The sequence below is a fragment of the Bifidobacterium crudilactis genome (assembly GCF_000738005.1).
In the GTDB taxonomy this organism is placed as follows: Bacteria; Actinomycetota; Actinomycetes; order Actinomycetales; family Bifidobacteriaceae; genus Bombiscardovia; species Bombiscardovia crudilactis.
On the sequence record NZ_JHAL01000001.1, the window covers coordinates 171,951 to 196,643 of the forward strand.

General features: G+C 56.2%; 20 protein-coding genes. 10 read left to right on the plus strand and 10 right to left on the minus strand.

What is annotated here, in order from left to right:
• Nucleotides 1-943: 943 nt before the first annotated feature.
• From DB51_RS00650 to rpmH, 6 genes are all read right to left on the minus strand, one after another.
• On the minus strand, nucleotides 944-1,696 hold the full coding sequence (locus DB51_RS00650; RefSeq protein ID WP_034251003.1) for a 16S rRNA (guanine(527)-N(7))-methyltransferase RsmG: 753 nt from the start codon (nucleotides 1,694-1,696) through the stop codon (nucleotides 944-946).
• 266 nt (nucleotides 1,697-1,962) lie between these two features.
• A complete protein-coding gene (locus DB51_RS00655) occupies nucleotides 1,963-2,520 on the minus strand; it encodes a Jag family protein (protein ID WP_034250708.1) in 558 nt (185 codons plus the stop codon).
• Between the two features lie 259 nt (nucleotides 2,521-2,779).
• Complete coding sequence (yidC, locus tag DB51_RS00660) at nucleotides 2,780-3,799, minus strand: membrane protein insertase YidC (protein ID WP_034250709.1); 1,020 nt, start codon at nucleotides 3,797-3,799, stop codon at nucleotides 2,780-2,782.
• A gap of 2 nt (nucleotides 3,800-3,801) precedes the next feature.
• Nucleotides 3,802-4,113, minus strand: coding sequence for a membrane protein insertion efficiency factor YidD (gene yidD / locus DB51_RS00665; RefSeq protein ID WP_034250710.1), 312 nt, complete (start codon nucleotides 4,111-4,113; stop codon nucleotides 3,802-3,804).
• The gene (gene rnpA / locus DB51_RS00670) at nucleotides 4,110-4,520 is read right to left on the minus strand and encodes a ribonuclease P protein component (RefSeq protein WP_051867109.1); all 411 of its coding nucleotides are present in this window, start codon (nucleotides 4,518-4,520) and stop codon (nucleotides 4,110-4,112) included. Before rnpA ends, yidD begins: the two co-directional genes overlap by 4 nt.
• 23 nt (nucleotides 4,521-4,543) lie before the next feature.
• Nucleotides 4,544-4,678 (minus strand): 50S ribosomal protein L34, encoded by a 135-nt coding sequence (gene rpmH / locus DB51_RS00675; protein ID WP_034250711.1) that lies wholly within the window; start codon nucleotides 4,676-4,678, stop codon nucleotides 4,544-4,546.
• Nucleotides 4,679-5,000: 322 nt separating this feature from the next.
• Between rpmH and dnaA the strand changes: the two genes are divergently transcribed.
• The 9 genes from dnaA to DB51_RS00720 all read left to right on the plus strand — a co-directional run bounded on the left by dnaA (nucleotide 5,001) and on the right by DB51_RS00720 (nucleotide 17,961).
• Nucleotides 5,001-6,608 carry a chromosomal replication initiator protein DnaA gene (dnaA, locus tag DB51_RS00680; protein ID WP_034250712.1) on the plus strand — a complete coding sequence of 536 codons (1,608 nt, stop codon included), beginning with the start codon at nucleotides 5,001-5,003 and terminating at the stop codon, nucleotides 6,606-6,608.
• Nucleotides 6,609-7,022: 414 nt separating this feature from the next.
• Nucleotides 7,023-8,147: a DNA polymerase III subunit beta gene (gene dnaN, locus DB51_RS00685; protein WP_034250713.1), complete on the plus strand. Its 1,125-nt coding sequence runs from the start codon at nucleotides 7,023-7,025 to the stop codon at nucleotides 8,145-8,147.
• Between the two features lie 55 nt (nucleotides 8,148-8,202).
• Nucleotides 8,203-9,402 (plus strand): DNA replication/repair protein RecF, encoded by a 1,200-nt coding sequence (recF, locus tag DB51_RS00690; protein WP_034251009.1) that lies wholly within the window; start codon nucleotides 8,203-8,205, stop codon nucleotides 9,400-9,402.
• Nucleotides 9,403-9,404: 2 nt separating this feature from the next.
• Nucleotides 9,405-9,905 carry a DciA family protein gene (locus DB51_RS00695; RefSeq protein WP_034250714.1) on the plus strand — a complete coding sequence of 167 codons (501 nt, stop codon included), beginning with the start codon at nucleotides 9,405-9,407 and terminating at the stop codon, nucleotides 9,903-9,905.
• A gap of 209 nt (nucleotides 9,906-10,114) precedes the next feature.
• Nucleotides 10,115-12,181: a DNA topoisomerase (ATP-hydrolyzing) subunit B gene (gene gyrB, locus DB51_RS00700; RefSeq protein WP_272866978.1), complete on the plus strand. Its 2,067-nt coding sequence runs from the start codon at nucleotides 10,115-10,117 to the stop codon at nucleotides 12,179-12,181.
• A 79-nt stretch (nucleotides 12,182-12,260) separates the two neighbouring features.
• Entirely contained in the window at nucleotides 12,261-14,924 is a 2,664-nt protein-coding gene (gene gyrA / locus DB51_RS00705; RefSeq protein ID WP_051867110.1) for a DNA gyrase subunit A, read from the plus strand.
• Nucleotides 14,925-14,990: 66 nt separating this feature from the next.
• Complete coding sequence (locus DB51_RS00710; RefSeq protein ID WP_034250716.1) at nucleotides 14,991-15,563, plus strand: DUF3566 domain-containing protein; 573 nt, start codon at nucleotides 14,991-14,993, stop codon at nucleotides 15,561-15,563.
• A 123-nt stretch (nucleotides 15,564-15,686) separates the two neighbouring features.
• On the plus strand, nucleotides 15,687-16,913 hold the full coding sequence (locus DB51_RS00715) for an alpha/beta hydrolase (RefSeq protein WP_084674454.1): 1,227 nt from the start codon (nucleotides 15,687-15,689) through the stop codon (nucleotides 16,911-16,913).
• Between the two features lie 4 nt (nucleotides 16,914-16,917).
• Nucleotides 16,918-17,961, plus strand: a complete 1,044-nt coding sequence (locus DB51_RS00720) for a VanZ family protein (RefSeq protein WP_034250717.1) — start codon at nucleotides 16,918-16,920, stop codon at nucleotides 17,959-17,961.
• A 145-nt stretch (nucleotides 17,962-18,106) separates the two neighbouring features.
• Here the strand turns inward: DB51_RS00720 and gabT are convergent, their stop codons facing one another.
• The 4 genes from gabT to DB51_RS00740 form a co-directional block, all read right to left on the minus strand.
• On the minus strand, nucleotides 18,107-19,483 hold the full coding sequence (gene gabT / locus DB51_RS00725) for a 4-aminobutyrate--2-oxoglutarate transaminase (protein WP_051867111.1): 1,377 nt from the start codon (nucleotides 19,481-19,483) through the stop codon (nucleotides 18,107-18,109).
• A 45-nt stretch (nucleotides 19,484-19,528) separates the two neighbouring features.
• On the minus strand, nucleotides 19,529-20,380 hold the full coding sequence (locus DB51_RS00730) for an NAD(P)-dependent oxidoreductase (protein WP_034250718.1): 852 nt from the start codon (nucleotides 20,378-20,380) through the stop codon (nucleotides 19,529-19,531).
• A gap of 36 nt (nucleotides 20,381-20,416) precedes the next feature.
• On the minus strand, nucleotides 20,417-21,805 hold the full coding sequence (locus DB51_RS00735) for an APC family permease (protein WP_084674456.1): 1,389 nt from the start codon (nucleotides 21,803-21,805) through the stop codon (nucleotides 20,417-20,419).
• Between the two features lie 85 nt (nucleotides 21,806-21,890).
• A complete protein-coding gene (locus DB51_RS00740; protein ID WP_034250719.1) occupies nucleotides 21,891-22,844 on the minus strand; it encodes a carbon-nitrogen hydrolase family protein in 954 nt (317 codons plus the stop codon).
• A gap of 208 nt (nucleotides 22,845-23,052) precedes the next feature.
• Between DB51_RS00740 and DB51_RS00745 the strand changes: the two genes are divergently transcribed.
• Nucleotides 23,053-24,639, plus strand: a complete 1,587-nt coding sequence (locus tag DB51_RS00745; protein ID WP_034250720.1) for a PucR family transcriptional regulator — start codon at nucleotides 23,053-23,055, stop codon at nucleotides 24,637-24,639.
• The last annotated feature ends 54 nt before the right edge of the window (nucleotides 24,640-24,693 follow it).

Below are 24,693 nucleotides of genomic sequence, written 5' to 3' on the forward strand. Positions count from 1 at the left end.
CTTACAATCATCGACAGATAAAGCCTGTTGATAATGTTTTCAAGGGTTTTTAAGCCTTACAACTTCTCGTGCTTCTCTAAACATTGCTCATTGGATAAGTGTGCACAACTCACAATTAGTGTGGATAACTGTACCTTCGTTGTCGTTCCTTAGCTGGTTCATAAACAGCAAATATTTTTCCCACGAACAGCACTGAACAGAGAACCCGAGAATAAGTCAACATGAGTGCAAAACAGGGTACAACTCACATTCCCACCTTCGCAACAACACATGGTGTATTGTCCGAAACTTCAATTTCATACAATCATGTCAAGCCAGCACTACACGATACGATATGCATATAGAACCAGTGAGCTTGGTCCACTACACACATCAGCACGCAAAATCATGTATGCACCTCACTGTACGTACCATGACGAATCCGCTAGTAACAATACGGTGCATCGAGGTCTAGAGGGTCGGCGATTACGCCAGCAATTACGTTCTATTCCGACCTGTCGCTAGATTTTGGTTGATTTTTGGATTTTATGTAGGAGTCATCCATCTGACGAATGCAGAGGGTTTGCAGACATCGAAGAGCACATATGATCGATGTGCACTTACCTAGCTCACGCAAAGCAGAAATTTCAATGCTCGCGAATATGCTTCTAGCCCTGTATCTGGAATAACATATCCGGTTCGAATGTATTACTTCACACCACTAGTTTCTACGTCTGCCCAACGTATTCGGGGGACCTGAAGCAGCTCTCACAGGAACAGTGTGTGTATGTACTTTCTCCATAACAGAGGAAGCGAACAGAAAGAACCGGACGCAGATGCTCGCCACAGGAAGCATGTTTCACGTGAAACATCAACATTGCTGTTTCACGTGAAACACTCTCAGGCTAAAAAGGTGAACTCTCTTCTGTCTTGAGCACCGAGAGACACCAGTGAAGTCAGGAGGTTACCGTTTTTCCACAATGACTACGTGTGTGGACTCTAGACCCTCGCCAACCGGTGCTTCTAGAACGCGCGACCTGAAGCCTTTGGCTTTCTTAATCATCGGCAATGCCTTCGCTAATTCCTGAGGTGCCGACCGTCCTTTAAGAGCAACCAGCTGTCCACCTGGAACCAGGAGGGGCAGAGCTAATGGAGCGAGCTTTCGCATTGGAGCGACCGCCCTGCAGGTAACCACATTAAAACGCTGAGAATACCCTACTGTAGGCTGTGAAGCCCCTCTATGTTCATGTTCCGCGTTGCCGAAATGCACCGCATGTTGCTCGGTGGGTGTACCAGGGTGAGCGATAGACGCAGGTACTAACTCTTCTGCCCTTGCCCTGAGAAGGGATACATTATCCAGTTCAAGCAGGTCAACAACCTCAGACAACCACTGAATACGACGTTCCATAGGTTCAATCAATGTCACTGGCACATCGCGGAGGCAAGAAGCTATGACAATGCCAGGAAAACCTCCGCCTGACCCGAGGTCAGCAACACCCGTGGTGACCTGCTGATGCTGCAACGCCTCTGTGACAAAAGGAACCACAGCCGCCGAATTGAGAATATGTCTTTCCCAAAGAATCGTTGTATCACGTGGGCCTATCAGTCCGCGTAGCTCGCCTTCCTTAACGAGTTTGTCATGGAACAGCTGCATGGCGTCATACGCGTCTTTAAGAATCTTCTTGGGAAGCACATTCCCGTCAAGGGCATCCTGCAATGAAGATGTGTTGTCGAAGCCGTCCTCACCCTTCGCTGCATCCCCTTGTGTTTCTTCCGAAGCAACCACTTGTCTGACCCCTTACAAATAGACCTAATTCCATAACCATGGATACCAGCCGACGCTAAACCCACCACCAGTCACGACAACACAGGCTCAAGTACACACGTACAGAGCACCAGGAATACCTTGGGATAGAAGCAAGGCAAGAAACCGAAACACTCAAAACCTGTGAATCATGGCTGCATCAAGGTATCGCGGATGTGTCAGCCCTGATCGGCTGCCAATTCCTCGCCATCGACATCCTCATCGACATCGGCCGCATCAACGCTTCCCGCCTTCGCGTAAACGGTGACATAGCGCTTAGGTTCCTCGCCATGTGAGCGTGATTTGAATCCCTCCTCACGGACAACATCATGAACGACTTTGCGTTCGAAGGAGTTCATGGGCTTCAAATCGACAGCCTCACCGTTCTCACGGACCTCATCAATGGCATCCAAGGCCATATCGGTCAAATGCTTGCGCTTGCGCTTCAGAAAACCGTCGACGTCGAGAATCAAATGAGACCGCTCGCCCGTTTTCTGCTGAACCGCCAATCTGGTCAGTTGCTGAAGCGCATCCACAACCTCGCCGTTCGTACCGATAAGGTTCTTGATGTCATGGTCGTCATCGGCAACAATCTGAACGACTGGACGGTTGTTCCTGATACCAAGCTCGATATCACCGTCGTAATCGACGACATCCAACAATGCTTCCAGGTAATCCGCGGCAATATCCGCCTCTTCGTTGAGCTGCTCTGCGGTCCGTACTTCTTCTTGCGACATATTCGCTCCTTACTCGGGTACTGGTCTTAAGTGTAAGCCCCGATTCCTCGGTTCGTACACCGACCTGGACTGCGTCATGCGCATTATCGTATCTTCCTCGATACGCGTCCATAACGCCACATCATACGTTCACGTCGGAACCGAAGCTCCGGTCACGCCTACTTCACCGTAACCGAAGCCTGGTGCAGAATCCTCAATCGAAAACCACCACCAGGCGAATACCGTCGAGGCACACCTGGTGGTTGTCACAATCGGGACATCACTTCTTCTTTTTGTTGCCCTTCTTCTTGCTGGGCTGATAGCGCTGATGGGTGCCCAGTTGCGACTGCTCAGCCTGAGCCTCCTTGGCCTTCACCAAGGCTTCATCCTCCAAGGACATCTGACCGCTCTTTGACCGGCGTTCATTCTCCCTGTCATGATCTCGTACGGCCTTCTCCTCGGCCGCAGGAGAACCGGGTGTAGGCATGTTTCTTACCTGCCACATGGTTTGGCCGAGATTCCACGTGTTGTTCGTCAACCAGTAGATAAGCACGGCGAAGGGGAAAGCGATGCCGGAGAAGATGTACATCACGGGGAAGATATATGCCATCATCTTCTGCATGCGGTACTGCGTACCTTCCATCGAGGCACGAGGAGTGTTCTTACGGGTGTTGTGGAATTGAGAATAGAACATCGTAAGACACATCAATGCTATGAACACGATGATGACGAAACGTCCGGGACCTTCTGTGGTCGTCAGGTTGTCGGAGATGTTCACTCCGAAAATCCTCGTCTGCTCAAACTCCATAGCCACATCTTTGGTGAATGCGCCTAGCGGCTCACGCTTGCCGCGTGCGATGAAGGGCACGGCAGACAACACATAGAACATGGTCATGAATACAGGGCTCTGAATGAGCATCGGCAGACACGATCCTGCGGGATTCGCATGATTGTCCTGATACAGCTTCATGGTCTCGCGACTGGCGGCCTCTCTGCTGGCCTGATCCTTCTTGCCCTTGTACTTGTTCTGGATTTTCTTGAGCTGGGGCTGGAGGGCCTGAAGACGGCGCATGGAGCGCATCTGCTTGATGAAAAGCGGCAGGATGCACAGACGCACCAGAATAACCAGCATCACCACGGAGATAGCCCAAGCGATGCCCGGGCCGCTCGGCAGTCCTATGAATGTCAGGAATTTGTGGCACCACACCATAACGTAGGTAACCAGCCACTCCACAGGTCTCAGAATCTTATAGAAGAAACCGAAAATGCCTGTGTCAAAGGTAAACGTATCTGTGACCATCGTCAGGCCATCTCCTTATCTGGTGCCAGCGGCGTAAGCCGTGGCTCTTCATGGGCCTTGGACCATCTGAAACGATAGAACAGTGAGAAGCGCTGCGGCACATCATCAATACCGCCATCGCTCCAAGGGCGGCAACGCATCAGGCGGAGAAACGCCAATGTCAATCCACGAATCGCCCCGAAACGCCTGACTGCCAACAGCGCATACTCTGAACAGGTCGGCAGATATTTGCAACGCGGCGGAAACAGCGGAGAGACCGATTTCCTGTACCAACGAATCGCCTTGATCACGGCATTGCTGACGTATCCGGTCATCGGTTCAGCCCCTGTGAATCGGCATCCCGCGGAACGCGGTCCCTGGCTGATCGCTGAGTACGGTGTTCAATCTCGTTGAACAGACTCCCCACCTGCGCGCTAAGACCGTCGAATGAGGCCTTGTCCGCCCTGGGTTTCGCCCTCATGACGATGTCGCATCGTTCGGGGAGCATGGACTCGTAAGCCTTTGCCAGCTGGCGGAAGCGTCGTTTCACGCGATTTCTGGTGACCGCATTCCCAACATTTTTTGAAACGGCCAACCCTAACCTTCTCTGGGTTACCGGGGGCTCGCCGTGTTCATCACTCTGCAAATAGGCGTAGTAATGCACCACAAGGTCCCTGCTGGTGACCTTGTTTCTATGCTTCAAGACGGCCATGAAATCCCGATGGCTCCTCAGCCGTTCCACGCTGTACTGGATCGGAACCGGTATCAGGCTGAGAGAGACTTGCGTCCTTTATTGCGACGACGGTTGATCAGAGCGCGACCGGAACGTGTACGCATGCGGATGCGGAATCCGTGCTTCATGTGACGACGACGGTTGTTCGGCTGGAATGTTCTCTTCATAATCAATGCTCCCGGGTTTTTCCATGCAAAATCACGGCTCAAGATTGAGTCAGGCTATACTACGGTACACATCGTGAGTGTTTCCGTCAAAACGAAATCATTATCAAATGCGTACGTTATGTGAAGGACGGGAAGTTCCAAGAGCCTCAACCCTTGCAAAACCGCCGAAAGACAGACGTCAAGTTATCCACAAATAACACCCATGTTATTCACATTTGAGTAATTTCAACACGCGATGCTGTGGATAACTTAACGGATACGGTGTAAACATGTCCTACTGTATTGCTGGACAGTGTTGGAGAGAACAAAGGGGAACACGACGATGTCACAGAATCCGCTCGACGCCACAGCTGAGGCTGCGAGAATTTGGGATTCCGTACTGCAGGTACTGAAAAGCAGCAGTTCCCTGACTCCACGGGATAAGGGATGGCTTGGGGATATCACTCCCGAGGCGGTTTTCGGCACCACCATCGTGCTTTGCGTAACGAATACCGCAGCCCAGGAAGCCATCCAGAACAACCTCAATGGTCCACTGCTCCAGGCGTTGAAGTTGGTCAGCGGCATGGATATGTTTCCTGCCATAAAGATTCTCCGTCCCTCCGAAACTCAGCACAAGGAGCCAACGGACGTTGCAGGCAAGGAACCGGAAGCGATATCTTCCACAGGCATTCCCGTAACGACGCCGTCCCAGCTGGAAGTGGAAAACAGCGCCCCGACCATAGCCGATCTCTCCCAGGAGGCGTATCCGCAGCCCCTGCCGATCGAGATGCCGTATGAGGAAAAGAAATCCGTTCCATCATTCGCACCCGCTTCACCTACGCCGCAAAATCAGGGCTTCAAGGTTCCCCAATTCCAGATGGTCCAGCAAAAAGTCGACCAGGACCCCGAAACCCATCTCAACAAAAACGCGACCTTCGATAAATTCGTTCCGGGAGATTCCAATCGCTTCGCCCGAACCGTAGCACTCGCAGTGGCGGAAGGTTCAGGTCGGGATTTCAATCCTTTGTGTATCTATGGCAGTTCAGGATTGGGCAAAACCCACCTGCTCAATGCCATCGGGAACTATGCCCTGGTGAAGGACTCGTCGCTTAAGGTCCGATACGTCAATTCCGAGGAATTCACGAACGAGTTCATAGACGCACTTCAGAACTCCACTCAGGGAACCGGCCAGATTGCCGAGTTCAACCGCAGGTACAGAGCCGTCGACGTGCTGCTTATCGACGACATCCAATTTTTGGGGGGCAAGGAAGCCACCCTGGACCAGTTCTTCCATACATTCAATGCCTTGCACGATGCCAACAAGCGCATTGTCATCGCCTCTGATGTGGCCCCGAAGAATCTCAAGGGATTCGAGCAACGGCTTATCTCGCGCTTCGATTCGGGACTCACGGTCGATGTGAAGCCTCCTGACAGGGAAACACGAGTGGCCATTCTGCGGATGATGGCGTCCATGAACGCGGTCAAGATACCGAATGACGTCCTTGACCTCATCGCGGAGCGTTTTACCGAGAACATCCGCGAGCTCGAAGGTGCTCTGACCCGCGTCACGGCGGTCGCCAGCCTCAACAATCAGCAGGTGACCTGCGCTCTGGCCGAGCAGACGCTCCAGGACTTCTTCACGACCGATGTGGAGATTCGTCCCACCGATATCATCACGCAGGTGGCCAAATACTTCCATCTGACCTTCGACGACATCGTCGGCCGTACACGGACGAAGAACATCGCTTTGGCAAGGCAGACGGCCATGTACCTCGCCAGGGAGATGACCAGCATGTCCCTGGTGGACATCGGCGAGGTGTTCGGCGGTCGTGATCACACCACCGTGATGCATGCCTACACCAGAATCTCAGGGGAGATGCAGGAACGTCGGGAAATCTACAACTACGTGATGGAGTTGACGGTCAGGCTCAAGCAGCATAGCGGAGAGTGACACGGACAACACGCCCGTAAGTGGATAACTTTTTTGAAAGTTATCCACAGGCTTATTCACAGATGTGGGTAAAGTCGGGGAATAAGTCACCAAATACGGTGGATTACTCGTGGATTACCGGTGCATTCGGAGATGAAAAATGTGGATAATTTCAAAGCGTCTCAGCAGTTGTGGATAAATTACCTACTTTTCCACAAGAATACTATTAGTTATCCACAGGTGGGGATTGTTCTTCAAGCTTGTCCCCAATGCTCTGAGAAGAGTTATCCACACTATCCACAGGCCTTATGAAGATGATTACTTACCCACTTACACCAATTCACCTCAGCAGTAACAACGCAATCACGCCACTGTCGAAAAGAAAGTTCGCTTTGGCTAGAATGGGGTCAGCATTAACGACGAAGAAAGCGCAACATGAAAGTTGAAATCAATTCCACGGCACTCGCCGATGCGGTAGCTTGGGTAACCCGCGTTATCCCGGCACGACCAGCCACCCCGATTCTTTCGGGCATCCGTCTTGAAGCAGTGGATGGGACACTGCAGCTTTCCGCCTTCGACTACGAGGTTTCTGCTCGTCACCACATCGAAGCGGGCATTGACGAGGCGGGCTCCGCCCTGGTACTCGGCAAACTTCTTGCCGACATTACGAAATCACTGCCCTCCGAGAAAACCTATCTCTCGACCGATGACTCAAAGATGACCATCACCTCGGGAAAATCGAAGTTCTCCCTGCAACTGATGCCTGAAGCCGATTACCCTGATTTGCCGATTGTTCCGACGACTCTCGGGCAGGTCGACGCTCAGACCTTTGCGCAGGCAATATCACAGGCAACGGTCGCTGTCTCACGAGAAGAGAATCGTCCGGTCCTGACAGGTGTAAAAATCGAATTCTCCGGTGACCGCGTGGTCATGACCTCGACTGACCGTTTCAGACTGTCTCGGGCAAGTTTCGCGTGGACACCCGAGAACCCTGACCTTTCAACGGTCACGCTGGTTCGTGGCTCGTTGCTCAAGGACACCGCTCGTTCCGTGGACGAACACCAGAACGTCATCATTGATTTCTCGACCGAAACACCAACGTTGCTCGGTTTTGAGAATGCAGGCCGCGTCTCCACTTCCCAGCTCATCGACGGCGAATTCCCTTCGGTCGATCGACTATTCTCGGATGAATATCCGATTCACGCGGTTATATCCAAACAGGCTCTTATTGATGCCATCAAACGTGTCTCGCTGGTTGCGGAACGCAATGCACCGGTTCGTATGGTGTTCTCAGGCCAGGAGCTCAACCTTTCGGCCGGCGCCGCGGACGAATCCCAGGCGTCGGAAATCCTCGACATCGACATGGACGGCGAGGACATCACCGTCGCGTTCAACCCCGGATACCTCATCGAGGGTTTGAGCGCCATAACCGAGCCCTACGTCAGGATGAAGATGACGACAGCGGTGAAGGCAGTGGAATTCAACGGTCAGCAGGAATCGGACTCGGACGAGTCACTCGATTACCGTTACCTGCTCGTCCCGATGCGCTTCTCTGCCTGACTCGGCTTTTCCTGAAGCATCCCAGGAAAAGCACTATTTGTTTGGGGACAACACCGTGTACATTTCTCGCCTGGCCGTAGACCACTACCGTTCGTGGGACAACTGCGTAGTCGATCTGGAACCGGGCGTCAACATCCTGCAGGGGCGCAACGGTCTGGGGAAGACGAACCTCGTCGAAGCCGTGGAAGTACTGTCCACGGGGTCCAGCCATAGGGTCTCAACATCCGCTCCGCTGGTGCACGTAGGAGATACCTCAGCCACTATCCGCGCGAATGTGCATCATCGGGAATCCTCGGAAACTTTGGAGTTTACGGTTGCAACAAGGGGAGCCAACAGGGGGAGGGTGGATTCAGGCCCTTCACTGTATGCCAGAGACGTCATCGGTCGACTGAACTGCGTCGTATTCGCTCCGGATGATCAACGTCTCGTGTCCTCCGACCCCGCCCAGCGACGTTCCTTCATAGACCAGGCCTGCAGCCAGCTCAATCCCATGTACGCCGAACTGCTGCAGCGCTCACGGCATATCGCCAAGCAGCGCGTGGCTCTCCTCAAACAATTGTCGCAGCAACCACAAGTATCCGAACAATCCGCAGCCCTGAGCGGTCTGGAGATCTGGACAGGGCAGTTCATCGATGTCGGTGTGCAGCTCACCAACGAACGCGCCGAACTGATCTCCGACCTTCAGGAGGAATTCGCGCATGCGTATTCCTCACTCGCAGGTCAGGGCAATCAGGCGCGACTCGACTACCAGCCGTCCTTCAGTGAGGTGCTCGACAACGACGACCCGAGAACGGCCATCAGCGAACACTACCAGCGTCTGTATGCGGGGGAGGTGTCCAGGGGGCAGAACCTCATCGGCCCCCACAGAGACGATATGCTGTTCCGTCTCAATGGCATGAATGCGCGAGAATACGCTTCCAACGGGGAGATGTGGACTCTGGCATTGGCTCTTAAGCTCGCTTTGTTCACCTTGATGAAGCGACGGCTCGGAACCACACCCGTCGTCATCCTCGATGATGTCTTCGCACAGCTCGACGAATCACGCAGAGCTCAGATCCTGGCCTTCGCCTCCACTCAGGAGCAGGTGCTGATAACGGTTGCGGCCGAAAGCGATGTTCCGGGACTGCTGGAAGTGCGCGAAGGGCAGAACGTGTCCGGCGGGGTGCATCTCATAGATGTCCAGCAACTCGTGGACCGACAGCACAACGACGATTACGAGATGCTGCTGAAGGAACAGATGAAGGGGGCGGAATAGGGATGGACCGACCCGTCGACCTGCAACTCCATCTGGATGTCAGAAAACTTCCGGCAAGGACCTTCGAACGTTTCACCAAGCGCTCGCTGTCGCTGAGACTGATGCGAGAGCGTTCCGAGCAGGCCTGGTACAACTTCGGCAAACCCGGACGAGACCCCAATTCCCTTGCAGGAGTGGTCAGCGGAATCGTGCAACGCGATGACTGGACTCCGCATCTGAAAATCGCCCAGTTGCGCAATCACTGGGATGAGATCGTCGGACCTGCCATCGCGAGGCATTCCTATGTCGCCGGCTATGAGCACGGTGAATTGACCATACGCAGCGAATCGACCGTATGGGCCACGCAGCTGACCTATCTCGTGCCGCAGCTGTCTCATACGATCACCCAGAAGCTGGGAGATCTGCCCGTTGACAAGATCACCGTGACGGGGCCGCACTCCGAATCCTTCAGAAAGTCAAGATTCAGCTCTCCGGGGCGCGCAAGGCGATTTACGGACTTCTGATGCCCCTATAGTCCCTAATCACTGGTAACCTAGCACTATAGGGTTCGGAGCCTAGAAGGGCTCATTTTTTGCTTTTTAGAGTGTATTGACCGTCGTGGGATTGTTGATGATAAGGTCCGACGGCGCAGGAAGGAACATCTGTGGCAGAACTCAGTTCAGATTCGCCCGTGAATGCCGAAGAAGACCAAAGCAACGAGAACGACAAGAATATCGTCGATGCCAACGATGCCACGGAAACCGACGAAGCGGTTTCCGACGGCGCCCAGTTGGATGATTCGCTTTCGCCTGAACATTATGATGCCAGCGATCTCAGGGTGCTCGAAGGGCTTGAGGCCGTTCGAATCCGCCCGGGTATGTACATCGGCTCAACGGGTCCGCGCGGCCTGCACCACCTGGTGTACGAAATCGTCGATAATTCGGTGGACGAGGCCCTGGCAGGATATGCAAGTCATATCGAGGTCACCATCATGGCGGACAACGCCATCCGGGTCGTGGACGACGGACGAGGCATCCCTGTCGATGATGTGCCGGGAGAAGGTGTCAGCGGCGTCGAGGTCGTGATGACCAAGCTCCACGCGGGCGGCAAGTTCGGCGGCGGTGGCTATGCGGTTTCGGGCGGACTCCATGGTGTGGGCATCTCGGTCGTCAATGCTCTGTCGACCAAGGTCGATATCGAAGTGCGCAGGCAGGACTACCACTGGACGCAAAGCTTCGTCGACCAGCATGCCACGGCACCGTTGAAGCAGGGCGCCCCTATGAGTCCCGATGAACATACCGGCACCTCGGTCACGTTCTGGGCCGATCCGGCCATATTTGAAACCACCAAATACGATTTCGAAACCCTGCGCAGCCGCTTCCAGCAGATGGCATTCCTGAACAAGGGACTGAAGATCTCGCTCACGGACCTTCGCCATGTCGATACCGCAGGGGACGAGGTCACCGGGGACGGCGACAACGTGGCCGAAGAACTGCACCAGACCGTGACCTATCAGTATGCCAACGGCATCAAGGACTACGTGTCCTACTTGGTGAAGTCGCGCAAATACACTCCTGTGGAGCCCGAAGTCATCGACATCGAATCAGAGGACATCAGCCTCGGTATCTCCGCCGAAATCGCGATGCAGTGGACTGCAGCATACTCCGAATCCGTGCACACCTTCGCCAACACCATATCCACCACCGAAGGCGGAACCCATGAAGAGGGATTCCGCGCGGCGCTGACCTCGATGGTCAACCGCTATGCCAGGGACAAGAACATCCTCAAGGACAAGGATGAGAATCTCTCCGGTGATGATGTGCGAGAGGGATTGACCGCGGTCGTGTCGGTGAAGCTCACCAACCCGCAGTTCGAAGGCCAGACCAAGACCAAACTCGGTAATTCCGAAGCGAAGACATTCGTACAGCGTGTGATGAACGATAAGCTCAAGGACTGGTTTGACGCGCATCCCGCCGATGCGAAGATGATTATCCAGAAATCCATAGAGGCCTCGCGCGCGCGCATCGCCGCCAAGAAGGCCAGGGAGAACACCAGGCGCAAGTCCATCTTCGAGACCGCAGGAATGCCCGACAAGCTCAAGGACTGCCAGTCCAACGATCCCAGCGAATCCGAGCTGTTCATCGTCGAGGGCGATTCGGCAGGTGGCTCGGCCATCCAGGGGCGCAATCCACTGACGCAGGCGATTCTGCCGTTGCGAGGAAAGATTCTCAACACCGAGCGGGCCAGCATCGACCGCATGATGAAGTCGGACACCATCGAATCGCTGATAACCGCGGTCGGCGCGGGATACGGCGAGGATTTCGACCTCGACAAGGTCAGGTATCACAAAGTCATCATCATGGCCGATGCCGATGTGGATGGTGCGCACATCGCCACGCTGAATCTGACGCTGTTCTTCCGCTATATGAGACCCATGGTCACCGCAGGCTACGTCTACGTGGCCATGCCGCCGCTGTACAGGCTCAAATGGACCAAGGGTTCGCATGACTTCGTCTATACGGACGCCGAACGCGACCGGGTGCTCAAACAAGGCAAGGAGGCCGGACGTCAGCTTCCCAAAGGCGAGGGCATCCAGCGGTACAAGGGTCTGGGAGAGATGAGCTATCAGGAGCTGTGGGAGACCACGATGGACCCCGAGAACCGCATCCTCAAGAAGATTCACATCGAGGACGCGGCACAGGCGGATGAAACCTTCACGATGCTGATGGGTGACGATGTCGAGCCTCGTCGTCTCTTCATCCAGCGAAACGCGCATGACGCGCGGTTCATCGACGCCTGAGCGGGCGCTGCCAGCAGCGGTTCACCATGGTGGACCAGCATGCGAGAGATACAGAAACGATTGAAGCTAAGGAATAACAGTGGCAGACGATACTCATTCACAGAATCCCGATGAGGGGCAGCCGAATGAATCAGGCGGCGCTCTTGAACCATTGAGCCCGCAAGAGCTTGATAACACGGATTACGGTCTGATCAGCGGCGAACGCATCCAGGCCATGGATTTGCAGCAGGAGATGCGCGAATCCTACCTGGCCTATGCACTGTCGGTGATTGTCGAACGCGCGTTGCCGGATGTTCGAGACGGTATGAAGCCGGTGCACCGCCGTGTGATCTATGCGATGTACGACGGGGGATACCGCCCTGATCGCGGATACAACAAATGCTCCCGCGTTGTCGGTGATGTGATGGGTAAATACCACCCGCACGGTGACTCGGCAATCTACGACACCCTCGTCCGTATGGCGCAGTCCTGGTCGATGCGATACATGTTGGTGGACGGGCAGGGAAACTTCGGTTCCCCCGGTGACGATCCTGCAGCAGCCATGCGTTACACGGAATGCCGTATGGCGCCGTTGGCTATGGAGATGGTACGCGACATCGACAAGGACACCGTTGATTTCGCGCCGAATTACGACGGTAAAACCCAGGAACCGACTGTTCTGCCCTCACGCTTCCCGAACCTTCTGGTCAATGGTTCGGCAGGCATCGCCGTCGGCATGGCCACGAACATACCTCCGCATAATATGCGCGAGGTGGCCGAAGGCGTGCATTGGGCCCTTGACCATCCTGAGGCCACTCGCGAGGAATTGCTGGAGTCTCTGATATCCATCATCAAGGGACCTGATTTCCCGACCGGAGCGACGATTCTCGGGCACAAGGGTATCGAACAGGCATATCGAACGGGTCGTGGGCTCATCACGATGCGGGCCGTGGTGAATACCGAGGAAATCAAGGGCCGCATGTGCCTGGTGGTCACCGAGCTGCCCTATCAGGTCAATCCCGACCGTCTCGCGTCATCGATACGAGAAGGCGTGCGCGACGGCAAGATTCAGGGCATCGCCGATATGCGAGACGAGACATCAGGGCGTACGGGGCAGCGTCTGGTGCTGGTCCTCAAACGCGATGCCGTACCCAAGGTCGTCCTCAACAACCTCTACAAGCATTCCCAGCTGCAGCAGACCTTCGGCGCGAATATGCTCGCCTTGGTCGACGGCGTGCCCAGGACCCTGTCGATTGATGCCTTCATCCGGCATTGGGTGAACCACGAGCTCGACGTGGTCGAACGTCGTACGAAGTATTTGAAGCGCGAGGCCGAAGAGCGCGACCATATCCTGCAGGGCTATCTCAAGGCTCTCGACATGATAGACGAGGTCATCTCGCTGATTCGCGGATCGCGGGATGTGGAAACCGCACGAACAGGGTTGATGAGTCTGCTCGATGTGGACAACGTGCAGGCCGACGCCATCTTGGCGATGCAGCTTCGCCGTCTTGCGGCACTTGAACGTCAGAAAATCATTGACGAGCACGAAGAGCTTATGCGCCGCATTGCCGATTACGATGACATTCTCGCCAAGCCCGAACGTCAGCGCAAGATAGTCGGAGACGAACTCGACGAGATCGTCGGCAAATACAGCGACGAACGCCGAACCAAGATTCTTCCGTATTCGGGAGAGATGAACGTCGAGGATTTGATCGCCGAGGAGAATGTGGTGGTGACAGTCACCCATTCCGGGTTCATCAAGCGCACCAAGGCCGAGGAATACCGTGCACAGCATCGTGGAGGCAAGGGCATCAAGGGTGCCAAGCTGCGTGAGGATGACGTGGTCGACCACTTCTTCCTGACCAGCACGCATAACTGGCTGCTCTTCTTCACCAACAGAGGTCGGGTTTACAGAATCAAGGCGTACGAGATTCCCGAAGGGTCGCGAGATTCCAAGGGGCAGCACGTCGCCAATCTTCTGCAGTTCGGACCGGAAGAGAAGATTCAGCAGGTGCTGTCCATCCACGACTACGACGAGGCGCAGTATCTGGTTCTCGCCACGCGCACCGGCAAAGTCAAGAAAACACGTCTGAGCGAATACGATTCCCCACGACAGGGCGGTCTGATTGCCGTGCGGTTGATGGATATCGAGGATTCGACGGACGGGTTGCAGGATGAGTTGGTGGGTGCGGCCCTATGCAACGCCAAGGACGACATCATTCTGGTCTCGCGTCTCGGCATGAGCGTGAAATTCCCGGCCGAGGACGGCACGCTTCGCCCGATGGGACGTCAGACCGCAGGTGTTCAGGGAATGCGTTTCCGCGAAGGGGATTCCATGCTGAGCATGGACGTGGTTCCTGAGGAATCAGAGGATGATTTGCTCGTGGTGACCAACGAGGGCTACGCAAAGCGCACGGCACTCTCCGAGTACCGTCTGCAGGGACGAAACGGTTTCGGCGTCAAGGCCATTCAGCTTGTCGAAGGCCGTGGTTCGCTGGTCGGCGCCGTCGTCGTAAACGAGGACGACCAGATACTCGCCATCATGAAATCCGGGAAGGTCATTCGCTCCAATGTCAACGAGGTGAAAAGAACCGGTCGCACCACGCAGGGAGTGACGCTGGCCAAACCGGACAAGGGTGACGAGATTCTTTCCATCGCGCGCAACGAGGAAAGCGAAGACGAGGTCGAGGCGGTGGAGGCTCAGGCCGAAAACGCGGAAAACGGTGCCGAATCTGCTGAGATTGTGGAAAAGCCGGCAGAATAGTCCAAGCGGTCAAGTTTGACTGGTAGCCTCACATCAGATGTCAGGCAAATCGAACAAGGAGAAGCGATGAGCCAGAATACAGGTGAACCGATCGACTCGCATGACGAGAACGGTGAACAGCAGGAGCAGTCGGGGCGCACTGCACGTTCATTCTCGTCCAAGCCGTTGATCAGTACCGAAGCGGCTGGCCAGCATGCCGCGGGAGCAGGTGCCGCACTTCCTTTGAGCACCCCCAAATCCGCCGTCTCTTCGGGTGCGAAGAAGCCTTCGGTACCCAGAGCCCGGAGAATGCGTCTGTCGTTGACCAGGATCGATCCCTGGTCGATTACCAAGGTGTCATTCCTCCTGGCCATTGCCGGAGCCATTATTCAGATCGTCGCCATGGCCCTGATCTGGTTGCTGCTGAACTCCATCGGTCTTTTCGACAATGTGACCCAGCTGCTTTCCAAAACCGGTCTCGATGCCGGAGGGTTCGATTTCAGCAGCGTGCTGAGCCTGAGCACGGTACTGAGCGCGGTAACCATTTTCTCGATTTTCGAGGTCGTGCTGGTGGTCGTGCTGGCAACGATCGTCGCGTTCCTGTACAACATCGTCAGCTCATTGGTAGGTGGCGTGCATGTTACCTTGGGCGACGACTGAACACCACTGAAAATCAGCAAACAGCGCAGTTCGCCGACATGGGCGACCTGCGCTGTTTGCTAAGTATCGCCATAAGCGATGCCACACATCGGCGGATATGAAAAAGCCAGAGGGAGGGCGATCATGGACGGCCTGGATGTTCGTGCCACACACTTGCCCGATGGTCTGCCCGGCGATCAGTGGCAGGACGATGATGTCATTGCAGGATACCAACGGCGTACGGTCGTTCTCGGACAGGACAGCGAAGGCGACTCGATCGCGACCTTCATCAGGAAAGCGCCAGCGTCGGATGATGCGGACGAGAAACGGCACGGGCGATGCTTGCGGAAGCTGTGGGCGCGTACCCGGACGACAGTGTTCCATACGCCGGAACGTCGCCCGAGGCCAAAGGCGATCATGTACATCCATGGATGGAACGATTACTTCTATCGGCGGCACGTATCGGAATATTGGGAAAGCCTGGGCGTGCGTTTCTATGCCGTGGATCTGCGCAGATACGGCCGAAGTCTACGAAGCGGAGAGATATCCGGATATATCGATGACCTGCATGAGTACAGGGCGGAACTCAACGCCCTGCATGACCTTGTCGTTGAGGAACAAGGCCCGGACGTACGCATCATGGTGGTCGGGCACTCCCAAGGAGGCTTGATAGCTTCGTTGTGGATGAACACGGACCATCCCACGCATGTCACCGCCATGGCATTGAACTCCCCGTGGCTTGAACTACAGGGCAATCGGATGCTTCGCATCATCTCGACCCCGGTGCTCAAAGGGCTGCTGCTCAGAGGTGCGCACAGTGCATTGCCTATACCCGACCCGGGTTTCTACCAGCGAACGATACTCAGGAAACTCGGAGGGCAATGGGATTACGATGCCTATCCCTTCTCGGATGAGCAGCAGTTCCTTCCACGGGCCGGATGGCTGGAAGCGATTTACCGGGCTCAGGCGGAAATAGCAGGCGGCCTTGATATCCAGGTCCCAGTTCTGGTGAGCACTTCGGACCGCACGATGCTGCAGTTGACCTGGGACGAGAGGATGAGGGAGAGCGACTCAGTGCTGGACGTCATAGCCATACGGGAGGCGGCGCTCAAGCTGGGGGATTTGGTTACCATCGCGACCATTCACCAGGGCATACACGACCTGACGATGTCATACCCCCGTCCGCGAAGAAGGTATTTCGCGATGGTCACCCGATGGTCGGCACAGAATGCCTGGCATGAGGAATTCCCCGAGCAGGCGGTCGCTGATGCCCTCGCCACCGTCAGCGCGGCGGGGGAGCGAACGACGAACAGCTTCGACGATGTCGTTCGACAGAACGATTTCGAGGCTTCGACAACGGGAATAGTCTGAGGATATGCTCGGATTCCTCGGATACTTCAGCGTCTCCTTCATCACCGCAGTCGCCATATGGCCTGTCGTCTCGCTGATATTGACCATACCGATTCTCGCGGTGATCTATCACCGATATCACGCCTTGCATTTCACGGCGGCATTCTCGGCGTATCTCGTGGTGCTGTATCTGCTGGCGCTGGTGTGCTTCACCTTGTGGCCCATGCCCGATAATCCCGCTGCATTCTGCGCAAGCCATCATCTGCACGCGCAGTTGAATCCCTTCGAATTTCTGACGGATGTTTCGCGGGGCGGGCTTTACGCCATACTTCAGATCGTGATGAACGTGTTGTTCTTCGTCCCTTTGGGCTTCATCATGTCAAGGGTGTTCCGGTGGCGTTTCACCGTGGCTCTTCCCATGTGCTTCGCGACATCCCTGATGATCGAAACGGCGCAGCTCACCGGGGCATTCGGTTTCTATCCATGCTCCTACAGACTGTTCGATGTGGACGACCTGCTGTGGAACACCGTGGGCGGAGTCATAGGTTTTCTGATGGCGTTGGCATTCGCCAGGTGGATTCCCGTACGCACGAAGGCCGCTGATGATGTGGTTACTCGTCCCGGGTTCATTCATCGCGTGGTGTCCTTGGCGATTGACCTGACGTGCATCTACGGCCTTGCAGGCACTCTCGGGCTGGGATTCGTCGTTGTGGTGGTGAAGGCAGGCACCTACAACATGAACGGAACGTATGGTTTCGCAGGAATGACGATTACCTCATCAGGCATGAGAATCGTCGTGCTCGCCCTTATGGCGATGTCGTTCCTCATATTCGAGCTGATGATGCCGGTACTTGCCAGAGGGCAGACCCTGGGCGGGCGATTCACGCATATGACCGTGGAGGGCAAAGAACGTACAGGATGGCGACGCACGGCCTTCTATGCCGGACGGACCGTCGTCCTGGCTGCGGTCCTGGGGCCCTGGGGAATTCCTGCGTTGTCCTTTGCCGTGGTGCTGGTTCTGCTGATATTTTGGCTCGTGAAACGTCAGATGCCTTATGATCTGATCTGATTCGGCCAGTCAGAGCCGTTTGTGTAGGGAATTTGTTGGAGATGGCGAGTGGCGGTATTGCTGGACATTGCAATACCGCCACTCGCCCTTCGGTGATGTCTGTTGTTTCAGAAATAATCCCTACACACGCGGATTGATGACCTGTTTAGCGGGCGCTTTCTTCGATGATGATGGCTTTAAGGACATCCAGGGCTTCGTTGAGCTCATCGTCCGTGATGACCAGGGGTGGCAGGAGTCTGATGACGTTGCCGTTGATGCCGCAGGTCAGCATGATGAGTCCGGCCTGCATGGCCTTGGCGACGATGCGAGCGACCAGGGGCTTGTTGGGCTGCATGCTTCCGGACTCGACGAATTCGATGGCCTGCATGGCTCCCAGACCACGCACTTCGGCAACGGTATCCAGAGATTCCACCAAGGGATTCAGCGAAGATGCGATTACGGAGGAGATATGCCGCGAACGCTCGTTGAGGTCCTTGCTTTCCATAATCGAAATCGCAGCCAATGCCGCGGCGCAGGACACCGGATTGCCGCCATAGGTGCCACCGATGCCTCCCGGCTGGACGCTATCCATGATTTCAGCCCGTCCGGTGACTGCGGAAATCGGCATGCCGCCTCCAAGAGCCTTGGCGGTGGTGATGAGATCAGGAACGACTCCGAAGTGATCGGAGGCGAACCATTCGCCGGTGCGGCAGAATCCCGACTGGATTTCATCGGAGACATAGAGAACGCCGTTCTCATGTGCCCACTCGGACAAGGTTTTGAGGAAGCCCTCGGCCGGGACGATGAAGCCGCCCTCGCCCTGCAGCGGTTCTGCGATGATCGCAGCGACGTTCTCATGACCTACCAGCAGTTCGATTTTCTCGATGCTGTCTTTCGCCGCTGCTACACCATCGCTGCCGAATGCGTCACGAAGCGGGTATGAGTAGGGAACAGGGTAGATATCGGGGGCAAAGGCACCGAATCCACGCTTGTACGGCGAGGATTTCGTGGTCATGGCCATCGTCAGATTGGTTCGTCCGTGAAATGCGTTCTCCATCACGATCACCGCTGAACGTCCCGTGTATTTACGGGCGATTTTGACGGCGTTCTCGACGGCTTCCGCACCCGAATTCAACAGCACGCTTTTCTTCGGGAAATCGCCTGGGGTATGTTCCGCGAGTTTCTCGCAGACCTCGACATAGCTCTCATACGGAGTTGTGGCGAAATTGGTGTGCGTCAGTTTGGCCACGGCCGTCTGAACCGCCTCGACGACCTCCGGTGCGGCGTTGCCGACCCCTGTGACCGCGATACCTGCGGCGAGATCGATGAAACGATTGCCGTCTACATCGGTGATGGTCGATCCCGAAGCGCTTTGCGCGAAGACCGGCATATAGGCTCCGACACCGGCGCTGACGGCCTGATGATGCCGCGTGGTCAAGGCCTGGGACTTCGGGCCGGGAATCGAGGTACGCAGTTCGCGGGCCCGCTGGGGGATATCCGACACGGTGGAAATGGGGGTTGCGGAGAAGCTGTCTGTGGACATGACTGTCATTCTTTCTGTGAAGTTACGGGTATGTAGGGTTTGGTGCTATTCGAATGAGGTGGCCACGGCGCTGATGTCGTCGTGAGCGTGGCCCTTGCCATCTGACTGTGCATAGAGATCCATGACCAATGACAGCAGATCGTTGCGGAATCCGACTGAATCCATCACGGCTTTCATCAGCCCGAGGTCCTTCTCCAAAGCCGAGACCTCGAATTGGGGACTGTAGTCCTTCGTTATCGCCTTGCCGCCCTTGATATGGGCATATGGCGAGTCGGACGTTCCCCCGGCGATGACGTCCAGGAACAGTTGAGGATCGACGTTCTGGCGTTCCAGGACCTTGACCGACTGACAGGCCGCCGCGGTGATGCAGCCCAGCCAGAGGTTGCAGGCCAACTTCACCGCGGTGCCGTCACCGACCTGCGGGCCGCAGTGGACGAGTTTCTTTGATATGGCGTCAAGGAAGGGTGCCGCCTGTTCGAACAGCGTCTGCTCGCCGCCGCCGATGAGAATGAGTTGCGAGGAATTCGCCTGGTCCTTGCTCCCCATCATCATCGTTTCGATAAGATGCAGGTCATGTGCTTTGGCGAATTCACGGACCTTTGCGGAGCCTTCGGTGCCGATGGTGGACATCTGTATCCACACCGCATCGGCTGGGGCAGCCTGATAGGACCTCTCCAATACGTCCACGACGCTGGCCGCATCGAAGACCACGATGGCGATCACGTCCGCATTGGACACGGCAGCGGCGAGCTCAGCCTCGGCTTTCAGACCGGGTCCTTCGAGTGCCTGTGCCCGTTCCACGGTGCGGTTCCATGCCGTTACCGAGAAGCCTTTGGAAGCCGCAACCGTGGCGATGCCACCACCCATGATGCCCGTACCCAAAACGGTGATATTCATGATTGTTCCTTTCCTCGATGAGGTGTGTTGAGGTATTCATTCCGCTTCGTATTCAGGCGGATTGTGTTTGAATCCTTTGGTCAATGCAGCCAGGATGACGATGCCGATGGCAAGCCAGGAGAGTCCGAGTACCAACGCCTGTTTGTCGAGATTGATAAGCAGATAAGCGCAGAAGAGCGAGCCCAATGTGGGGAAGGCGATATTGCGCAGCCATCCGCCCGGCATCAGCTTCGCCCTGGTTTCCGGCGAGACTTTGAAATATGAGGCTATGACGCTGACGTTGACCAGTGTGAATGCGGTGAAAGCCCCGAAATTGACGAAGGAGGTCGAAGTCGCCACATCAAGGAACATGGCGATGAGGCCTACGATGCCGACAAGCAGGATGCTGAGCACCGGAGTGTTGAATTTCGAGCTGAGTCGGCCGAAGATTTTTTTGGGCAGCACGCCGTCGCGTCCCATGACATAGAGCAGACGCGACGCGCTGGCCTGTGTGGCGATGCCCGAAGTGAACTGCCCGAAGCACAGACCTGCGATGAAGATGGCCGTAAAGAGATTCCCGCCTATCTGCCCCGCGATTTCAAACGCCGCTGATGATGCATTGTCGAAGGTGCCACCGGGGTGAACCAACTGCGTGGTGTAGGCGACGATGATGAAAATCAAGCCGCCGACCGCCGCGACGAGCATGATGGCTTTCGGCATCGTTTTACGAGGATTCTTGGTTTCCTCGGAAAGCGTGGTCACTGCATCGAATCCCAGGAAGGAATAAGCGGCTATGGCTGCGCCGGCAACGATGCCCGAGACGCCAGAACCCGAACCCAGGAACGGTTGGGTGCTGAATGCGGAGGCGACGCCGCCACCCACGATGACGCTACGCAGGGAAAGAACGACGAAGATGCCGATGACCAGAGCCTGGAAGCTCATCAGTGCAAAATTCACCTTGTCGGCGACATTGAGGCCGAAGATGTTCAAAACGGTCGTGACAATCACGAAGCCAAGAATCCACACCCAGATGGGCACGCCGGGGAATTCGGCATTGAGATATGACGCGCCGATGAGCCAGACGACCATGGGCAGGAACAGATAGTCGAGAAGCACGGCCCAACCCACCAGGAATCCGAGCTTGGGATTAATCGATTTGCCGATGTAGGTGTATGCCGAGCCCGATTCGGGGTACAACACGGACATCCTACCGTAGCTGCCTGCGGTGAAGAGCATGGCGACCAGGGCAACGGTGTAGGACATCGCCGTGGCTCCATGCGAGAGTTCGGCGATGACGCCGAAGGTGCCGAGGACGATGATGGGCGTCATATACGCCAGACCGAACATCATGACGGAGCGCAGGCCCATCGTGCGCTTCAACTTAGGTTCTGCCGTGTGCTCCGCGGCGATGGCCTGTTCGCCGCTTCCAAGTGTTCCTGCGGTCATCTGATGGTCCTTTCGACGGGCGAGTGGGTTTGGGGGAAATGGGTGACGTGGAATGGGTAAGGGGAGATTCGGGAAGGTGAGGAAGTCAGCGTCGTCTGCCGGGTCCGGATTGCGGGTGCCAGCGGGCGGCACTGATGTGGCCTTCATAGAGTGGTAGGAGGATGTCGTCGTCATCGGGTCTGAACTGCTCCCAAAGTCTGTTGCTCCCCGCCGTTCCGATGCGGCGGACATGGTCGACCATATCGAGGTCGATGGTGCGGGTCAGCAAGGCTTCCTCGTCGCCTCGGCAGACATCAAGAAGCTCACCTTCGGCGTCGACCAGGACCGAATCGCCCACACCCTGAGGCGCGGCGGCGTTCACACTGGCGACGAAGACCTGGTTGGTGATTGCCGTGGCGCGTGCCAGTACGAGTTCCTGTCTGCGGTCCGGAGTCGTGGTGCGTACCAGATTGAGGATGAGGTCGGCGCCGAGCCACGCGACCTGGCGGGCGATTTCAGGGAACCATGCGTCATAGCAGATTGTCAGGCCGAGGCGTCCTTTGCCCGGCAGGTCAACGACGGTAAAGGAATTCCCTGGAATATACCGCTCATAAGGCCTCCAGGGGCAGATTTTGCGGTAGCTGCCGACGAGCAGGCCATCCGGAGAGAATACGGCTGCGGTGTTGTATATTCCTCCAGACGGATTGCGTTCGCAGAAGGTACCTGGAACGAGCCAGATGCCATGCTTCTTGGCAAGATTCGCGCACTTGGAGAGCAGGGAATCGGACGCTTCGACCACGGAGACGGGTTGCGAGGAGGTGTCGGGAAATTCCACGGCGGCGGCCTCCTGTGCCCGATTCGCATCCTCCTCGTTGAGCGAGCCGGTGCCGAATAGGTGCATCTCGGGGAAAGCCACCAGTTCCGGACTGTTTCCTGCCGCATCGTGGCCGGCGCAGATTGCGGCGACTGTTTGTGCGAAGCGGTCGAAGGACTCATCGTCGGAGAGCGGAATCTGGGCGTATTGCGCCAACGCGATGGTGAAATTTCGTGTATCCGTCATATCGATTCCTTCGATGAGGCGATGCCAACTGGTCCCCTAAGCTTCGATGCGAAGCGTTGCTCTCAACCTAGAAGGAGGGAGGTGGAAGATATATGGCCAGAATGGATAAAATATGCCTAAGATATGTCCATAATGGCACCATATTGCATGGCCTGTCCTACTCGGAGGAGCGTCGGTCACGCGGACCGCATGCAGAATGAAGGGGATAATGACGATTTCATTGCGTAGTCTGCTGGCCCGCTCCGACCTGCATCTGCAAGTGGTGGTCCCAGGCCATCCGGAATCGGTGGATGCGCCGATTTCATGGGTTCATTCCACCGAGCTCGCCGATCCGACACCCTATCTGGAAGGCGGTGAACTGATACTGCTGACCGGACTCGCAATGGCTGACGACGTCGCCAACGACGAGCAGCGGCAATACGCCAGAAGACTGGTCAAGGCGGGCATTCGGGGGATTGGCTTCGGCGTGGGTGTCAGACATCAGCGTATTCCGACATGGCTTGTGGAGCAATGCACGCAATATGGCTTGCCGTTGTTCAGCGTTCCCGCCCCGACGCCATTCATCGCGATCACCAAGGAGGTGTCGAGAAAGCTCACCGATGAGAGACAGCGGGGCTTCGCGCGCGCCTATAACGACCAGCGTCAGCTCATGCGATCCGTGCATACGCTGTATCCGGTGAGCTCAATCGTCTCCAAGCTTGCCGAGATTATCGGCGGATGGGCGGCATTGATCAATCCGGCGGGAACGGTTATCGAGTCTTCGCACCGTTTTCTGCCCGTGCACATCGATGCCTTGGGCGACGCCCTGACCTTCAGTGTTCTGGGAGAGGCGAAATTCATCAATGTCAAAGGCTATGACGTGGCGGTGTTCCATGTCGCCTCGCCGGCGGGAGACACCTTGGGGTATCTGGTGGCCGGCAGAAAAGGGGTCACGGGGTCGTTGGACCATACACCGGTTGTGGCCGCAGTCTCCTTGCTTTCTCTGGCCATAAGCCGCTCCACGGATGCCAACAGGGTGCTTTCGCGGCTGAGGGCCTCGATGGTGCGTCGATGTCTGGAAGGCCATGCCGCTTCGGTGCGCCCGTACGCCCATGACCTATGGGATGGCATGCCGGCTGAACCCTTGTGCGCCATGCGATTACTCGGCGATATGAGTGCCCTGGAGGCAGCGCAGCGTCTGGTCGAGCCCTTCCGCAAATCCCTGGTCAAGAACCTCAATCCTGTGGTGTTCGGCATGGTTGAGGATGATCTGTGGATCATCGTTTCCCAGTCCAACGTCTCGGAATGGGTCAGTCAGCTCGGCAGGGACGGCAGCGTGGTGTTGGGTGTCTCATCGGCGTCGACCTGGCTGGACATGGCTCGGGCCAGACACGAGGCGTATCAGGCCGCGGCTGAGGCGAAAACCACCGGTGCCGCTTCGGTGCAATACGGACAAGGCAGTGCCGCGGGGACCTTGGAGAATCTGTTGGAACCTTCTTTGCTACGGGCATTCGCAGATCTTAAACTCGCGCCTTTGCGGAATGTGACCTTCAATCTTTCCACAGGTCCGCATACCGACCGTGATGCCGCCACGGATGGCGACTCCTTGAGTGTGGGGGCGATCGAGGTGCTGCACGCGTGGATCGAAGCGCAGGGGAAGATGGAAGAGGCCGCCAGAACGCTGGAGATTCACAGACATACGATGAGCAAATACATGGCCCGTATCGCCAGATTGCTGTCCGTCGATCTGAAGGATCCCGGTGCGGTGGCCGAACTCTGGTTCGCCTGCCGATACGCTCGGCCGGTACGTCGGTAGCTTCACCCCGCGTAAAAGGTGTAATACGATGGGGAAGGTTGGGCTATTCCAGCT

What these genes read in the sequence shown, in the direction of transcription:
- DB51_RS00655 (WP_034250708.1), bottom strand. Translation starts at nt 2,520, where the DNA reads ATGTCGCAAGAAGAAGTACGGACCGCAGAGCAGCTCAACGAAGAGGCG.
- DB51_RS00740 (WP_034250719.1), bottom strand. Translation starts at nt 22,844, where the DNA reads ATGACGGATACACGAAATTTCACCATCGCGTTGGCGCAATACGCCCAG.
- dnaN (WP_034250713.1), top strand. Translation starts at nt 7,023, where the DNA reads ATGAAAGTTGAAATCAATTCCACGGCACTCGCCGATGCGGTAGCTTGG.
- DB51_RS00695 (WP_034250714.1), top strand. Translation starts at nt 9,405, where the DNA reads ATGGACCGACCCGTCGACCTGCAACTCCATCTGGATGTCAGAAAACTT.
- DB51_RS00710 (WP_034250716.1), top strand. Translation starts at nt 14,991, where the DNA reads ATGAGCCAGAATACAGGTGAACCGATCGACTCGCATGACGAGAACGGT.
- yidD (WP_034250710.1), bottom strand. Translation starts at nt 4,113, where the DNA reads ATGACCGGATACGTCAGCAATGCCGTGATCAAGGCGATTCGTTGGTAC.
- DB51_RS00720 (WP_034250717.1), top strand. Translation starts at nt 16,918, where the DNA reads ATGCTCGGATTCCTCGGATACTTCAGCGTCTCCTTCATCACCGCAGTC.
- gabT (WP_051867111.1), bottom strand. Translation starts at nt 19,483, where the DNA reads ATGTCCACAGACAGCTTCTCCGCAACCCCCATTTCCACCGTGTCGGAT.
- yidC (WP_034250709.1), bottom strand. Translation starts at nt 3,799, where the DNA reads ATGGTCACAGATACGTTTACCTTTGACACAGGCATTTTCGGTTTCTTC.
- dnaA (WP_034250712.1), top strand. Translation starts at nt 5,001, where the DNA reads ATGTCACAGAATCCGCTCGACGCCACAGCTGAGGCTGCGAGAATTTGG.
- DB51_RS00745 (WP_034250720.1), top strand. Translation starts at nt 23,053, where the DNA reads ATGACGATTTCATTGCGTAGTCTGCTGGCCCGCTCCGACCTGCATCTG.
- DB51_RS00715 (WP_084674454.1), top strand. Translation starts at nt 15,687, where the DNA reads ATGGACGGCCTGGATGTTCGTGCCACACACTTGCCCGATGGTCTGCCC.
- DB51_RS00730 (WP_034250718.1), bottom strand. Translation starts at nt 20,380, where the DNA reads ATGAATATCACCGTTTTGGGTACGGGCATCATGGGTGGTGGCATCGCC.
- rpmH (WP_034250711.1), bottom strand. Translation starts at nt 4,678, where the DNA reads ATGAAGAGAACATTCCAGCCGAACAACCGTCGTCGTCACATGAAGCAC.
- DB51_RS00735 (WP_084674456.1), bottom strand. Translation starts at nt 21,805, where the DNA reads ATGACCGCAGGAACACTTGGAAGCGGCGAACAGGCCATCGCCGCGGAG.